The 16,254-nt window shown below is 39.7% G+C and carries 14 protein-coding genes; 7 read left to right on the plus strand and 7 right to left on the minus strand.

The window, feature by feature from the left end; all coding sequences use genetic code 11:
• Positions 1 to 35 precede the first annotated feature (35 nt).
• From secDF to GM920_RS17800, 3 genes are all read left to right on the plus strand, one after another.
• Complete coding sequence (secDF, locus tag GM920_RS17790; RefSeq protein ID WP_182959969.1) at positions 36 to 2,993, plus strand: protein translocase subunit SecDF; 2,958 nt, start codon at positions 36 to 38, stop codon at positions 2,991 to 2,993.
• 82 nt (positions 2,994 to 3,075) lie between these two features.
• On the plus strand, positions 3,076 to 4,380 hold the full coding sequence (locus GM920_RS17795; protein ID WP_182959971.1) for an NAD(P)/FAD-dependent oxidoreductase: 1,305 nt from the start codon (positions 3,076 to 3,078) through the stop codon (positions 4,378 to 4,380).
• Positions 4,358 to 5,224 (plus strand): hydroxymethylglutaryl-CoA lyase, encoded by an 867-nt coding sequence (locus GM920_RS17800; RefSeq protein WP_182959972.1) that lies wholly within the window; start codon positions 4,358 to 4,360, stop codon positions 5,222 to 5,224. The genes GM920_RS17795 and GM920_RS17800 overlap by 23 nt, the downstream gene beginning before the upstream one ends.
• A 31-nt stretch (positions 5,225 to 5,255) precedes the next feature.
• Here the strand turns inward: GM920_RS17800 and GM920_RS17805 are convergent, their stop codons facing one another.
• Together GM920_RS17805 and fbaA are read right to left on the minus strand one after the other, a co-directional pair.
• Positions 5,256 to 5,681: a GNAT family N-acetyltransferase gene (locus GM920_RS17805; protein ID WP_182959974.1), complete on the minus strand. Its 426-nt coding sequence runs from the start codon at positions 5,679 to 5,681 to the stop codon at positions 5,256 to 5,258.
• Positions 5,682 to 5,825: 144 nt separating this feature from the next.
• Entirely contained in the window at positions 5,826 to 6,905 is a 1,080-nt protein-coding gene (gene fbaA / locus GM920_RS17810; protein WP_182959976.1) for a class II fructose-bisphosphate aldolase, read from the minus strand.
• A 141-nt stretch (positions 6,906 to 7,046) separates the two neighbouring features.
• On the opposite strand from fbaA, the gene accD reads away from it, so the two are divergent.
• Positions 7,047 to 7,892: an acetyl-CoA carboxylase, carboxyltransferase subunit beta gene (gene accD, locus GM920_RS17815; protein ID WP_182959978.1), complete on the plus strand. Its 846-nt coding sequence runs from the start codon at positions 7,047 to 7,049 to the stop codon at positions 7,890 to 7,892.
• Between the two features lie 221 nt (positions 7,893 to 8,113).
• Here accD and GM920_RS17820 read toward each other — a convergent pair whose 3' ends face one another.
• The 5 genes from GM920_RS17820 to glmM form a co-directional block, all read right to left on the minus strand.
• Positions 8,114 to 10,408, minus strand: a complete 2,295-nt coding sequence (locus tag GM920_RS17820; protein WP_182960336.1) for a GH92 family glycosyl hydrolase — start codon at positions 10,406 to 10,408, stop codon at positions 8,114 to 8,116.
• A 233-nt stretch (positions 10,409 to 10,641) separates the two neighbouring features.
• Positions 10,642 to 10,848 (minus strand): hypothetical protein, encoded by a 207-nt coding sequence (locus GM920_RS17825; RefSeq protein WP_182959980.1) that lies wholly within the window; start codon positions 10,846 to 10,848, stop codon positions 10,642 to 10,644.
• Positions 10,849 to 10,939: 91 nt separating this feature from the next.
• The gene (locus tag GM920_RS17830; RefSeq protein WP_182959982.1) at positions 10,940 to 11,473 is read right to left on the minus strand and encodes a GNAT family N-acetyltransferase; all 534 of its coding nucleotides are present in this window, start codon (positions 11,471 to 11,473) and stop codon (positions 10,940 to 10,942) included.
• 11 nt (positions 11,474 to 11,484) lie between these two features.
• Positions 11,485 to 12,639 carry a cysteine desulfurase family protein gene (locus tag GM920_RS17835; protein WP_182959984.1) on the minus strand — a complete coding sequence of 385 codons (1,155 nt, stop codon included), beginning with the start codon at positions 12,637 to 12,639 and terminating at the stop codon, positions 11,485 to 11,487.
• Complete coding sequence (glmM, locus tag GM920_RS17840; protein WP_182959986.1) at positions 12,639 to 14,027, minus strand: phosphoglucosamine mutase; 1,389 nt, start codon at positions 14,025 to 14,027, stop codon at positions 12,639 to 12,641. The genes GM920_RS17835 and glmM overlap by 1 nt, the downstream gene beginning before the upstream one ends.
• Before the next feature lie 176 nt (positions 14,028 to 14,203).
• Here glmM and GM920_RS17845 point away from each other — a divergent pair, with 176 nt between their 5' ends.
• From GM920_RS17845 to GM920_RS17855, 3 genes are read left to right on the plus strand one after another with little or no spacing between them, the layout of a single operon-like run.
• On the plus strand, positions 14,204 to 14,938 hold the full coding sequence (locus GM920_RS17845; protein WP_182959988.1) for a class I SAM-dependent methyltransferase: 735 nt from the start codon (positions 14,204 to 14,206) through the stop codon (positions 14,936 to 14,938).
• A complete protein-coding gene (locus GM920_RS17850) occupies positions 14,932 to 15,495 on the plus strand; it encodes a phosphatase PAP2 family protein (RefSeq protein ID WP_182959990.1) in 564 nt (187 codons plus the stop codon). The genes GM920_RS17845 and GM920_RS17850 overlap by 7 nt, the downstream gene beginning before the upstream one ends.
• Positions 15,495 to 16,226, plus strand: coding sequence for a ZIP family metal transporter (locus GM920_RS17855; protein ID WP_182959992.1), 732 nt, complete (start codon positions 15,495 to 15,497; stop codon positions 16,224 to 16,226). Before GM920_RS17850 ends, GM920_RS17855 begins: the two co-directional genes overlap by 1 nt.
• The last annotated feature ends 28 nt before the right edge of the window (positions 16,227 to 16,254 follow it).

The following is a 16,254-nucleotide window of genomic DNA, read 5'->3' on the forward strand; positions in this document are numbered from 1 at the left end:
ATATATAGCTTATATAGACTAATAATTACAAACAAATGCAGGGTAAAGGTTTTATTAAATTTATGGCAATACTACTAGGTATTGTCTGTGTGTATTCTCTCTCATTCAACTTTGTCACTTCGAAAGTTGAAAAAGACGCAAAGGCTTATGCCAAAGGAGACTTGAATAAGGAAAAAGCTTATTTAGATTCTATGGCCACAGTGCCGGTTTATCCTGTTTTTGGATTTAACTACCAGTTTTGTAAAGGAAAAGAAATTAACCTTGGGCTAGACCTTAAAGGTGGGATGAACGTAACGATGGAGATCTCGTTATCTGAACTGGTTAAGTCATTAGCTGGTAATCCTGATGATGCTAATTTCAACAAAGCATTGGCAATTGCGCAAGAAAAACTTAATGCAGGTGGAAAAGATTTCATCGCATTATTTGTGGATGAGTTTGAGAAACTTTCTCCGAATGTGAAATTGGCTGACTTCTTTTCAAATCAAGACAACGCTAAATTGCTAAAAGCTAACGCCAGCAATTCAGAGGTTAAAAACTATTTGTCTAAAGAAGCAACAAGTGCGATTGACCGTTCTTTCGTCATCATCAGAAGCCGTATCGATGGTTTCGGTGTGGTAAGTCCTAACATGCAAAAACAAGAAGGTACTAACCGTATCCTGATTGAGATGCCAGGTGTTCAGGATAAAGAAAGGGTTCACAAATTATTGCAAGGATCTGCAGAATTACAATTCTGGCAGGTATACAACAATGAGGAAGTGTATCCAGTATTGGAAAACATCAACAAGACATTAGCTTCCACTTTAAAAACTACTGAAGTAGTTACAGCAGGTACAGATACTACCGCTGCGAAATCAGAAAGTAAGTTGGCTGGTCTTGCTAAAAATAAAGACACCAAAGATTCAACAGCTTTGAAAAACAAAGATGTTGCAAAATCTAATCCATTATTCTCTGTATTAAACGTACCTACTTATCAAGCTGAAAACGGACAAACTTCATTGCGTCCGGGTCCTGTTGTTGGTTGGGTAGCTCAAAAAGATACTGCGAAAGTAAATGAATACTTCAAAAGACCTGAAGTAGCTTCTATCATTCCTCAGAGCTTCAAGTTCATGTGGAGCGTTAAACCAATGGACGTTTCGACTACTGGTGGTGCTAAGATTTTTGAATTATATGCAATCAAAGCGACTTCAATGGATGGCAAACCAGATTTAGGTGGTGATGCAATCAGCGATGCCCGTCATGATTACGATCAGAAAGGCAGACCAGAAGTAACAATGTACATGACTGGCGATGGCGCTACGAAATGGAAAAAAATTACTGCAGAAGCAGCAGCAGATCCAAACAACAAAAAATCTATTGCAATTGTATTAGACAATACGGTTTACTCTGCACCAACTGTACAGAACGAAATTCCTAACGGTATCTCTTCTATCACTGGTAACTTCACCGTTAATGATACACAAGATTTAGCCAACATCTTAAAAGCAGGTAAGCTTCCAGCTCCAGCAAGAATCGTTGGTGAGTTCGTGGTTGGTCCTTCTTTAGGTGAAGTGGCAATTCATGATGGTTTAATCTCTTTCGTACTTGCCTTCGTGGTGATCTTAGTATTCATGGCTTTATATTACAATAAAGCAGGATGGGTAGCTAACCTTGCCTTGGTGATCAACTTATTCTTCATCATGGGTATCCTGGTTTCACTGGGTGCTGTATTGACCTTGCCAGGTATCGCAGGTATCGTATTGGTAATCGGGTTATCCGTAGATGCGAACATCCTGATCTTCGAACGTGTAAGAGAAGAACTGAACTTAGGTAAACCAACTCCGGTTGCAATCAAAGAAGGTTTCAAACATGCAATGTCTTCTATCATTGACTCAAACGTTACCGTATTTGTATTAGGAGCAATTCTTTACATTTTCGGTACTGGTCCGGTTCAAGGTTTTGCAACTACACTTTGTATTGGTATCCTTTCTTCATTATTCTGTGCGGTATTGATCTCACGTTTAGTGTTCGACTGGTTATTAGAGAAAAAAGCAAACATTACTTTCGGTAATAAATACACGATCCATGCTTTCAAAAACATGGCCTTTAACTTCGTTGGACATAGAAAAATCTATTACAGCATCTCTACTGCGATCATCGTATTAGGTTTCATCTTCTACTTCAAAAATGGTGGATTGAACTTAGGTATCGACTTTAAAGGTGGTAGAACGTATATCGTTCACTTCGATAAAGGAATGGAAACGGAAGATGTAAAAGCGAAATTAGCCGCAGTATTCCCTGAGTCGGAAACTGTAGTTAAAACTGCTGGCGCAAGCAACGAATTAAAAATCACCACTACTTACCACATCACTGATCAAGACAATGGCGCGGATAAGTTAGTAGAAAAAGCCCTTCATGATGGTTTATCTAAAACTGGTGTTTCTTATAAAATTGAAAGTAATGAGAAGGTAGGTCCGATCATTGCAAGTGACATTGTTTACGGAGCTTACGGAGCAATCTTGTTCTCTTGTTTAGTGATGTTTATCTATATCGTAGTAAGGTTCAAGAAACTGAACTATGGTTTAGGTGCGGTAATCGCATTATTCCATGATGTGTTACTGGTATTATCTTTCTACACGATCTTAGACGGTGTACTTCCATTCTCATTAGAGATTGGCCAGGATTTCATCGCAGCGATCTTAACGGTAATGGGTTACACCATGACGGAAACTGTAGTTGTATTTGACCGTATCCGTGAGAAATTAGCGGAAACCGGAAAAGAAGACCTACATGGTGAAGAACGTAATAAACTGATCAACTTTGCACTAAACAGCACATTGAGTCGTACTATTTTGACTTCATTAACTGTATTCTTCGTATTACTTGTGATCTTCATCTTCGGTGGCGCAAGTATCCGCGGATTTATCTTCGCACTATTGATTGGTCGTATCATCGGTACGTACTCATCATTGTGTATCTCTACCCCTATCGTTATCGATTTAGGTAAGAACAAATAAGAAATCTTAATATTTAATAATTAAAGGCACCCTTTTTGGGTGCCTTTTTTGTTATAGCTATAATTTAAGAAATTCAATTATTATGGAGCAACACTTCCCGAAGGGCAACAAAACCAGAATAGTCATCGTAGGTGGCGGATTTGGTGGGATAGAATTAGCGAAGAAACTAAGAGATAAAGAGATTGAAGTGATCATGGTAGATAAACACAACTACCATACTTTTCAGCCCCTGCTGTATCAGGTGGCTACTGGCGGACTAGAAGCAGATTCCATTGCCTTCCCCCTCCGTAAAATTTTTAAAGGGCAGAAAAACCTGACTTTCCGCGTTGCTGAAGTAAACGCTGTACAACCTTTAAACAATTGCATTCAGACGAGTATTGGCAGTATTGATTACGACCATTTGGTGATTGCCACTGGCTCGACCAGCAATTTCTTCGGACAAGATCAGATCCAGGAAAATGCGATGCCCATGAAATCTATTCCTGAGGCCCTAAATCTGCGGAGCTTGATTCTTCAGAATTTAGAAGCTGCACAGATTGCTCCCGATCCGGAAAGGGCAAATGAACTATTGACTTTTGTAGTGGTGGGTGGCGGTCCTACCGGGGTAGAAACCGCAGGTGCCATTGCCGAGCTTAAAAAACATGTGTTAAAAAGTGATTACCCAGAGCTAGATATCGACAAAGTATTGATCTATCTGATTGAAGGTTCTCCAAGACTACTTGGCGCTATGTCCCCACAGGCATCCAAAAAAGCCCATTTATTTTTAACAGAACTAGGCGTAAAAATCATGACTGAGGCCAGGGTGCAGTCCTTTGATGGCAACATGCTTTCTCTCGGTGATGGGCAACAAATCGCTTCTGCAAATGTGATCTGGTCTGCAGGAGTAAAAGGTGTGGTCTTAGATGGCTTAAATCCAGAAGACGTGGTTAGAGGGAATCGGTTAAAGGTAAATGAGGTCAATAGAGTGGATGGGTATGAGAATATCTACGCCATAGGTGATGTAGCCGCTATGATCACTGAAGAGTTTCCTAATGGCCACCCGGGAGTCGCTCCGGCAGCTATTCAACAAGGCAGGCAATTGGCTGAAAACTTGTTGAACATCATTGAACACAAACCAACGTCAAATTTTAAATACAAAGATAAGGGCGCCATGGCCACAGTAGGTAGAAACCGCGCAGTCGTTGATTTACACAACATTAGATTTCAAGGAGTATTCGCGTGGTTTACCTGGATGTTTGTACATTTGATGACACTCGTTGGCTTTAGAAATAAACTTGTAGTTTTTGTAAACTGGGTTTGGAGTTATTTCAGCTACGATCGTGGAACAAGATTGATTATACGACCTTACCATAAGAAAGTACCGCATGAACCAGCAAAAGTCGATTAAACTTATAGAATGCCCAAGGGATGCCATGCAAGGGATCCATCATTTCATAGACACGGATCTCAAAGCAGCTTATATTAATCTGCTGCTGCAAGTGGGTTTTGATACCATCGATTTTGGCAGTTTTGTGAGTCCGAAAGCCATTCCTCAACTAAAAGACACCGCAGAAGTCCTGGCAAAACTTGACCTGAGTACTACAAAGTCTAAGTTATTGGCGATAGTAGCCAATTTAAGGGGTGTAGAAGCCGCTGTTCAACACCCGGAAATCCATCAGCTCGGTTTTCCTTTCTCAATCTCTGAAACGTTCCAAATGCGCAATACCAATTCCACCATTGCAGCTTCACTGGATACGGTGAAACAAATGCTGGAACTTTGTAATCGCCATGATAAAACAGCAGTGGTTTATCTTTCTATGGGATTCGGAAATCCTTATGGAGATTTATGGAATGAAGAGATCGTATTACACTGGACAGACGTACTGGCTGGCTTAGGTGTCAAAATCATTTCTTTATCTGATACTATCGGAGTGTCCTCTCCTGAAAGAATAAAAGCAATTTTGCCAGGAATGATCAGGAATTTTAATCAGGTAGAGATTGGTGTTCATCTACACAGCACAGCGGACACTCGTATCGAAAAAATAGAGGCCGCTTATGATTCTGGGTGCTATCGTTTCGATAGTGCCTTAAAAGGCTTCGGAGGTTGCCCTATGGCGACAGACGAACTAACTGGTAATTTGGCAACAGAAGATCTGATCTGGTTTTTGGAAACTAAGGGAGAAACTTTAGGCCTGAATATGGAGAAATGGAAAGCTGCTGTACAGCTCTCCCCTCAGATATTCTTAAGTTAATGAATGAATCTCATCTTTTGTTGATCAGGAATTATGCTCTCTTCACCATTTTAAAATGCTGAATTCCTGCTTCTTCAAATTGTGGTCCTTCTGCCACAAAACCAAATTTAGCGTATAAAGGCATAGCTTCCAACTGTGCATTCAGGTAAATATAAGTTGCATCTGCAGGTAAATCCGCCAGGGCTGCCGCTACCAGGGCCTGTCCTATTCGTTTCCCTCTATATGCTTTTAACACTGCAAACCTTTCCAGCTTATAGCCTTGCTCTGTCTTTCTCCATCTACAAGCACCACATGGCTGATTGTCCATCGTGGCAAGAAAGTGAATAGATTCCTCTTCATGTTCCCATTCCAATTCCGGCGGACAATTTTGCTCCTCTACAAAGACGATTCTACGGATCTCATGTACTTGATCCAATGTTTCTTTTCCGCTGACCTTATTTACAAATAGTGTTTCCATTGCTTGCTGATATTTATACAAATATGATAAAAATAGGGATTATGATTTATTGATGTTTTATTTAAAACAAACAGCGGCTGCACCATGATATGATGCAGCCGCTGTTTGTTTTAGCGTATTAAAACGCCTGATCTTAACGAAAAACTATAGTTTATCGCTAGCGTCTCTACAGTTAAGGTCGTCAAAAGCCTGAGTTAAACGTTTAACAAAAGCTTCTTCACCTTTACGTAACCAAACGCGAGGATCATAATATTTTTTATTTGGTTTATCATCGCCATCAGGGTTACCAATTTGCGCTTGAAGATAAGCTTCATTTGCTTTATAATAATCCAAAACGCCTTCCCATAATGCCCATTGCATATCGGTATCGATGTTCATTTTGATTGCTCCGTAAGAAATTGCTTCTCTGATTTCTTCTTGAGTAGAACCAGAACCACCATGGAATACAAAGTTGATTGGTTTCTCAGCAGTAACTCCGAATTTTTCTCTGATGAAATCCTGAGAATTCTTAAGAATTATTGGTTGTAATTTCACATTACCTGGTTTGTAAACTCCGTGAACATTACCGAAAGCTGCTGCAATCGTAAATTTATCACTCACTTTGCTCAATTCTTCGTAAGCATAAGCTACTTCTGAAGGTTGAGTATATAGTTTTGAGCTATCTACATCACTGTTATCTACACCATCTTCTTCTCCACCAGTTACACCTAGTTCGATTTCGATAGTCATACCCATTTTAGCCATACGCTCCAGGTATTTAGCAGAAATCTCAATATTTTCTTCGATAGATTCTTCTGACAAATCTAACATATGTGAAGAAAACAATGGTTTACCATGCTCTGCGAAGAATTTCTCGCCATGGTCTAATAAACCGTCGATCCATGGTAATAGTTTCTTTGCTGCGTGGTCAGTATGCAAAACTACTGCAACACCGTAATGCTCAGCTAATAAATGAACATGTTTAGCTGCAGAAACTGCGCCTAATACACATGCATTCAAATTGTCATTATTCAATGTTTTTCCAGCGTAAAATTGGGCACCGCCATTGGAAAGCTGAATCATAACAGGTGAATTAACTGCCTTAGCTGTTTCCATTACCGCATTTACTGTATTAGTACCGGTAACGTTAACTGCAGGTAATGCAAACTGATGTTTTTTAGCCTGTTCAAATAATTCCTGAACGGCATCTCCGTAAATTACGCCTTTATAGCCTTTTAAACTCATTTTTTATAATTTTATATATGCCGAAGTTAGGAAAAATATCCCTCCGGCCAAATCTAAGGCCTATTATTTTTAACTAAAAACTACCTTAAACTGTTCTAATTTTTTTTTGTTTCTTTGTACTCGCATTTTTCAACAAATAACATGGCTTGGTTTAAGAGAGAAAAAAAAGGTATCAGTACACGAACAGAAGAAAAAAAAGAAGCGCCAGACGGTTTATGGAACAAGTGTCCAAATTGTAAGAAAGCACTCCACAGTGCCGATCTGGTTGAAAATAAATACGTTTGCCAATATTGCGACTACCATTTAAGGGTGGGATCAAAGGAATATTTTCAAGTATTATTTGACAATAATGAGTTCACAGAGTTATTTGCAAATCTAACCTCAGGTGACCCGTTAAACTTCACAGATAGCAAACCTTATGTAGATCGTTTGGTAGAAAGTCAGGCTAAAACTGGCTTAAAAGACGCAATCAGAGCAGGTGTAGGTAAAATTGAAGGTCAGGATCTGGTGATTGCCTGTATGGACTTCAACTTTATTGGTGGTTCTATGGGATCAGTAGTAGGTGAAAAAATTGCCCGCTCTATTGACTATAGCATCAAACATAAAATTCCATTCCTGATGATTTCTAAATCTGGTGGTGCCAGAATGATGGAAGCAGCGTTCTCGCTAATGCAAATGGCAAAAACATCGGCTAAATTAGCTTTGTTGAGCCAGGCAAAAATCCCTTACATCTCTTTATTGACCGATCCTACGACAGGTGGAGTAACGGCATCCTATGCGATGCTTGGTGACATCAATATCGCAGAACCAGGAGCCTTAATCGGTTTCGCAGGTCCGAGGGTAATTAAAGAAACGATTAAAAAAGACCTTCCAAAAGGATTTCAAACTGCAGAGTTTGTACAGGAACATGGTTTCCTTGACTTTATTGTAGACCGCAGAGCGATGAAAGCTAAAATTGCAGCTTTCATTAGAATGTTAAACAACTAATTTCAATCGAAACAAATATTTAAAGCCCCATCAACAGTAAAATCTACGTTGATGGGGCTTAATCATTATACTAAAATTGAATCTTTAGTTTTAGTTTAAGCATAAAAAACTGGGAGTTTTTAAATCTCCCAGTTTTTTTATGCGCTATATTTTTCTCTTTTACATTTCCTTATTTAGAAATCTAGATCAGCGCAAATTTCGCCAATTATTCGTTCCTAAGCCTATTTATTAGGATCAGTGGAGAATGAGTAAGGGAAATCTGTTTCTTTCGTTCCACGCTGCTTATTCGGCGTAGCAGACATATTGAAATCAAGTGTTGCACCCTTGGTCAGTTCAGAATGACTCAACCAATTCTTAGGATAAGCAGCACCATTGTATTTCAGACCTTGCACATATCTGTTATCATCGCTATTATTAGCCGCATTGATCACTACTTTTTTACCGTTCTCCAGATTTAAAGTTACCTTCTTAAACAAAGGTGCACCTAAAACATATTGGTCAGTAGCAGGTGTTACCGGGTAAAAGCCCATTGCTGAAAACACGTACCAGGCAGAAGTCTGTCCATTATCTTCATCTCCGCAATAACCATCTGGAGTTGGCTTATACATACGGTTCATCGTTTCACGTACCCAGTATTGAGTTTTCCATGGCGCACCGCCGTAATTATACAGGTAAATCATGTGTTGAATCGGTTGGTTACCATGCGCATATTGCCCCATATTGGCCACCTGCATTTCCCGAATTTCATGAATCACACTACCGTAATAGCTGTCGTCGAAGATTGGAGGCAATGTAAATACAGAATCTAGTTTTTGTACAAACTTTTCCTTACCACCCATTAATTTGGCAAGACCATCAATATCTTGGAATACTGACCAGGAATAATGCCAGCTGTTACCCTCCGTAAACGCATCACCCCATTTAAAAGGGTTAAATGGCGTTTGGAACTGTCCGTCCTTATTCTTACCTCTCATCAATCCACTAGAAGGATCAAAAAGATTTTTATAATTCATACTACGTTTTGCATAGATATCCGTTTCTGCTTTTGGTTTTTTCAACGCTTTACCCAATTGGTAAATTGTAAAATCATCATAAGCATATTCTAAAGTACGCGCAGCATTTTCATTGATTTTCACATCATAAGGAACATAACCCAATTCGTTATAGTACTTCACCCCTGCTCTTCCTACTGCATCCAAAGGTCCTTCATTATTTGCGCCATGCACCAAAGCATCATACAAAGTATTGATGTCATAACCACGAAGGCCTTTAATGTAAGCATCTGCGACTACCGAAGCGGAGTTGTTTCCAACCATGACGTTTGCATAACCTGGACTAGACCATTCTGGCAACCATCCGCCTTCTTTGTAATCGTTAATCAATCCTTCCTGCATTTCTTTGTTGATCGATGGATAAACCAAATTCAAGAAAGGGTATAATGCTCTGAAAGTATCCCAAAATCCTGTTCCGGCGAACATATAGCCAGGTAAGATTTTACCGTTGTATGGACTCCAATGTACAATCTTATTGCTCGCGTCCAATTCATATAGTTTATTCGGGAAGAATAAAGTACGGTAAAAACTCGAGTAAAAAGTACGGGTCTGGTCTACTGTTCCACCCTCTACAGCTACCCTGCTTAACGTTTTATTCCAAACATCTTTAGCCTTTGTTTTGGTTGCATCGAAAGTATCATTGGCCAGTTCTCTTTTTAAATTAAGTTCTGCCTGATCAAAGCTGATGAAAGACGAAGCAACTTTCATTCCTACCTGCTCGCCTTTTTTAGTTTTAAAACCTACAATAGCACCGGAATGATCTGCTTTAATTTCCAGTTCATCCTTCAACAGCTCTTTACCTTTCCAGGCATTCGCAGACACGAAATCTTTATCGAAATAAGCTACAAAGTAATTCTTAAAGTTTTCAGGAGTCATTTTATGACTATGTCTGGTGGTATAACCGATCACTTTTCTTTCCTTAGGGAAAATCTTAATGTAAGACCCTTTATCGAAAGCATCAATCACAACGAAAGAACTGTCTGATTTAGGAAAGGTGAATCTGAACTGCGCCGCACGCTCCGTAGGCGTAATTTCTGTTGTCACGTCTGCATCCGCCAGATAAACACTATAATAATATGGCTTCACTACTTCTGCTTTATGAGAATACCAGCTGGCGCGCTCTTCTTGGTCAAAACGTTTCTTACCAGTTACCGGCATGATCGAAAACTGTCCGTAATCATTCATCCATGGTGATGGCTGATGCGTTTGTTTGAAACCACGAATTTTATCGGCATCGTAGGTATAGGCCCATCCATCCCCCATTTTACCGGTTTGTGGCGTCCAGAAATTCATGCCCCAAGGCAGGGCAATTGTCGGATAAGTATTTCCGTTAGACATTGAGGGCTTGCTTGCCGTTCCCATTAATGGGTTGATCCATTCTACCGGATCGCTCAGTTTACCAACGGTCTGCGCAAAAGCTGCGGAAGAACCTGCAATCAGTAATGCGGTTAAGTATCGCTTCATCATCATGATATTGGATAAATAAATTATAATATTTGGTTTAAAATCTGGCCTCAAATGCCGCAATTGAACATTTCTGCAAACAACGGCACATTTCACGCTAAAAACGTTTTAGCATTGTCCTAAAGTAATAGATTTTTCTCAATTATTTAAATAAAAAAAGGCGCTATATTTAAATATGGCGCCTTCATTAGCAATGTAGCTGTAATTGTTACTTTAAATCGGATGACGAAGGGCTACCTTCCTGGGAAGGTTCCTGGTTCATGACTGGAACCCATGGGCTTATTGCTCCTGCGGGGTTTCTTTAGAAAATCTGTCCGACTAAAATCTCCGGCAGAAGAGGTATCGCCAGTATCTGGCTTGTTGTTTCCAAAATCTTCTGTCTCTTTGTACACCGTTTTCCGATGACTGTGTCTTTCATTGTTGTTTACCGGCTTTTTCATAACATTATGATTTATTGAAGTATACCGAAGCTGATTACTTAACAACGCTAAAACTGTTATGTTTTATATAAAAATATTAAAAAAAATAATGCTAAAAAGATCTTGGAGCGTAGATTCTTTCCTTGATCAGCTTTGCTAATATAGTCAACTCGCTTTCCTCAAAATCGGAGGTTGCCATCAATAACATCGGATAGGATTCCAATGGATCGGTATAAGAAGGTTGTCTATAGCTGAAATTCAACACCTGGAAGCCCAGACGTTCGTAGAAACCAATTCTGCGGGTCGAATATTCATCCTCAGGAGGCTCTACTTCCAGTAAAATTCTGCCGGGCAGCAGTTTTTTATAATAATTGAGCACGGCAGCACCATAGTTCTTACCCCTCAACTCAGCATCAATTGCAAAATGTTCCACGAAATAACTGCCGGAAATCTCCCACCAAATGATAAAACCAATGTGTCCGTCGTCGGTATGAATGAGATCAAGGTGCATTTCCTCGTCTGTGGAAATTCGCTTCAGCAAGGAATCCCAATCCCTCCGCTCATGCGGAGGGAAGGCATCCTCATATAATTTTTTAATGAAAGTCAGCGAGGGATCGCTGGCTGTTGTAATTCGATGAAACTGCATAAAGAAAATCTTTAAGCTGTAACGTTCTGACTTACGATTTGTTTGACTTTATCCACTACAATATCTAACTCTTCTTTGGTGTTATACTTGCTGAAAGAGAACCTTACAGAGGGTCTGTTTGGGTCTGCATGAATACCGGTTAACACATGGGATCCAATACTAGATCCTGAAGAACAAGCACTACCGCCAGAAGCAGAAATACCGTTAATATCCAGGTTAAACAATAGCATATCTGACATATCCATGGCCGGGAAAGAAACGTTCAATACCGTATACAAACTCTTATCGGCATCCGTTTCCCCGTTAAAGCTAATGTCAGCAATCTCAGTACTCAATCTGTTTTTTAGGTAATCTTTCAATCCCTGAATATGGTTTTGGTGACTTTCCATTTCCGAATAAGCCATTTCCAAAGCTTTAGCCAAGCCAATAATGCCGTATACATTTTCTGTACCACCGCGCATATTGCGTTCCTGTGCACCACCATAAATCATCGGAGCGATTTTCACATTGTGATTTACAAAAAGAAAACCTACCCCTTTTGGACCATGTAATTTATGCGCTGAACACACAATAAAATGTGCTTTCAGTTTTCTAACATCATGTTTGTAATGACCCATGGTTTGCACCGTATCACAGTGATAAATGGCATCATATTGCTCACAAATCTCTCCTACACGTTCAATGTCTGTCAGGGTACCCAATTCATTATTGGCATGCATCAAAGAAACAAAAGAGCGTCCGTTTTCTTTTAACAGCTCCTCAAGATGGTCATAATCAATATTTCCTTTCGTATCAATGTTCACGAAGCTTAACTTCTCAATTACGCCTTGTTTCAATAACATACCTAAAGTATGCTCTACCGCGTGGTGTTCAATCTTCGAAGTAATGGCATGTTTGATATTAAAAGCAGCAATTCCGCAACGAATGGCAGTATTGTCCGCTTCAGTACCCCCAGAGGTAAAAAAGATCTCTGCAGGAGTCGCATTTAAGAGACTGGCAACAGTTTTCCTTGCTTTTTCAACCAGCGTTCGCACCTCTCTACCCTGAGCATGAATTGCAGATGGATTTCCGTAAAAATTAGTCATTACGTTTACCATTTCCGAAATCACCTCTGGGTCCAAAGGTGTTGTTGCCGCATTGTCTAAATAGATCCTGTTTACCTTCATTAGTTCAATTTTAAAATTTCTTTAATATCTGAAATGATCTTTGAAGCCAGGTTTTCAGCTACAGTTTCGCTACCTGCTTCGCTATAAATACGAATGATTGGCTCCGTGTTAGACCTACGTAAATGCACCCATTCTTTATCAAATTCGATTTTCAACCCATCAATTGTACTGGTAGGCTGGTTTTTATATTTCTCCTGAACTTTCAGCAACAAAGCATCGATGTCCATTTCAGGTGTTAGTGTAATTTTATTCTTAGAGATGTAATATGCAGGGTAGCTACTTCTCAAAAGAGAAATCGATTTGCCAAACTTAGCCAAATGCGTTAAGAATAAGCCGATACCTACTAAAGCATCCCGACCGTAATGAGATTCAGGATAGATGATACCACCATTTCCTTCTCCACCGATGATCGCATGATTTGCTTTCATTTGATTCACTACGTTCACCTCTCCAACAGCTGATGCATGGTATTCCATACCCGCTCTTTCCGTCACATCTCTCAATGCTCTGGTCGAAGAAAGGTTAGAAACCGTGTTTCCAGGAGTGTTTTTAAGTACGTAGTCTGCTACTGCAACTAAGGTATATTCTTCTCCAAACATTGCACCATCTTCACATACAAAACATAAACGGTCCACATCAGGATCTACAACAATTCCTAAATCAGCATTTTTAGCTTTTACCACTTTAGCGATCTCCGTTAAGTTTTCTGGTAAAGGCTCTGGGTTATGTGGGAAATGACCATCAGGAGTACAGTACAATTCATACACTGTTTCTACACCTAAGGCTTTCAATAAAGCGGGTACAAAGATCCCTCCTGTGGAGTTCACACAGTCGATCGCAATTTTGAAGTTTGCCGCTTTAATGGCTGCAACGTCTACCAATGGCAAAGCTAAAACAGCATCAATATGCTTTTGCAAATAGCTGTCATCCTGAGTTACTGTCCCTAGATCATCTACCTCAGCAAAGCTAAATTCTGCTTTCTCAGCGATCTCTAAAAGTTCCTTTCCATCCGCATCACTGATAAACTCACCCTTTTCATTCAATAATTTCAAGGCATTCCATTGTTTTGGATTATGACTTGCGGTTAAGATGATCCCTCCACCAGCTTTTTCAAGAGGTACAGCGATCTCCACTGTTGGAGTGGTTGATAAACCAAGGTCAATGACTTCAATGCCCAGACCTTGAAGTGTTCCAATGACCAGGTTGTTCACCATTTGACCAGAAATCCTGGCATCACGTCCAACAACAATTTTCTTAATATTCGTTTTATTGATAATCCATGAGCCATAAGCTGCAGTAAATTTAACGATATCAATAGGAGTTAAACCATTACCGGCAATTCCTCCGATGGTTCCTCTTATTCCAGAGATAGATTTTATTAGTGTCAAGTTATTCGGTTTTTTTTTCAAAAATAGCAAAAAAACAACATAAAGACTGATTTATACGGTCTCGAATCGTAAAATTAACATCATTAAAATCTCAGAGCAAGCTCAAATAATCCTCATTGTTGCATTTGAAAATACTATATTTGTGTTTTTCATAAACATCAACAAAAACGGGCTTTATGCAGCGCAAGTGGTTTCAATATTGGTTCAACTCTCCCTATTATCATATTTTATACAGTCAACGTAATGACGCTGAGGCAGAATTCTTAATTGATAATCTATCTGCCCATCTAAAGCCTGCTTCAGATTCCAAAATTCTGGACATCGCTTGTGGTCGCGGGAGACATGCGATTTACCTGAACAAAAAAGGTTACGATGTTACAGGGATAGACCTTTCCGAGCAAAGCATCAAGTATGCGCAGCAATTTGAACAAAAGAACCTGCATTTCTTCGTGCATGACATGCGCAAACTGTCGTTCATCAATTACTTTGACCTGGCTTTAAACCTGTTTACCAGTTTTGGTTATTTTGAAACTGAAAAAGAACATGTGAGTGCATTAACCGCTTTCAGAAAAAGCTTAAAGCCTGATGGAACCTTAGTTATTGATTATTTCAACACACAGAAGATCATTAAAAATTTGACGCAGCAGGAAACAAAAACAATGGATGGCATTGAATTTCATCTCCATAAGTTTGTTGCCGATGGCAAAATCATCAAACATATCAATTTTGAACACCGGAATAAATCTTTCGCTTTTGAAGAGCGCGTTCAAGCCTTCAGCAAAGAAGATTTTGAAAGAATGCTACTAAAAAGCGGCTTACAAGTCACTGAAACCTTTGGAAACTATGCCTTAGAGCCATTTGATGAGATTAAATCCGACCGTTTGATTTTAATTTGTAAAAAAGTATGCTAGAAAGCCTGCATCAGATTGACGTAGAATTGTTTCTGAAAGTAAACCGGGACATGGGCAATCCATTTTTCGATTGGCTGCTTCCTTTGATGCGCAACCGTTATTTCTGGGCGCCATTATATTTATTTATCATTATCTTTTGTGTTAAAGAATACAAAAAAAGAGGATGGTATATCATTGGAATGCTTGCTTTTACTGTTGCTATGGGCGATTTAATCGCTTCCAGAGTGATCAAACCACTGGCAGGACGCCTCAGACCTTGTAATAACCTGGATCTGGTTGGCGAGCTGGTTCGCCGTGTCCCATGTGGCAGCGGTTATAGTTTCCCTTCTGCCCACGCCACCAATCATTTTGCCATGGCTGTTTTCCTGATTTTCGTATTCTATGATAAATGGAAGCCTATTTTGCCAATCGGACTTGCCTGGGCATTCCTCATTTCTTTCTCACAAATTTATGTCGGGGTACACTACCCAATTGATACCTTGGTTGGTGCCTTACTCGGCAGTCTAATTGGTTTCACGACTTCAATCATCTACAAAAAAATACAACCACAAGTATAATGGAAATCTGGAAGTTGCTCATTTTATTCTTTAGTGCTTTTTTGGGAGGCTCTGCCATCTTCATGGTAAAGAGCGATAAATCTCAGCTGCTGAAGCTAATCCTTTCCTTTAGTGGGGCTTATTTGTTTGCGATCACTGTATTACACTTGATTCCAGAGGCCTATAGCGGACCAGACCATGCGGAAATTGGTATCTTTATCCTGATCGGTTTTCTGTTTCAGATTCTTTTAGAACAGTTCTCAGAAGGCGTAGAACATGGCCACATCCATAAACACGGCGATTCTAAAGCCTTTCCTTACGGCATCATGATTAGTCTCTGTCTGCATGCTTTTCTGGAAGGAATGCCATTAGCTAAAGATCAGCACAATGCCTTGATTTTCGGAATCTCCTTACACCATATTCCAGCAGCTTTTGCTTTAGCAAGTATCCTGATGCAAAGTAAATTCAATCGAAACAGTGTGTTATTCTACATCAGTATCTTCGCAATTATGGCGCCATTAGGCTTTTATGTAAGCTATGGACTAAGTACCGGAGCCATTGGTGGCGTGGAAGACTACTTTAATAAGATTATGGGCATCGTAATTGGTATCTTCTTACACATCTCTACCACCATTCTATTTGAATCCAGTGTAGACCATAAGGTGAGTAAAAGAAAGATGATCGCGGTACTTTGTGGTGTAGGAATTGCCTTAATCGGTTATTTCATGACCGGGCACACGCATCAGCACTAAGCCTATAAAATCATACAATTAATAAATG

Source organism: Pedobacter gandavensis (assembly GCF_014172405.1).
GTDB lineage: Bacteria > Bacteroidota > Bacteroidia > Sphingobacteriales > Sphingobacteriaceae > Pedobacter > Pedobacter gandavensis.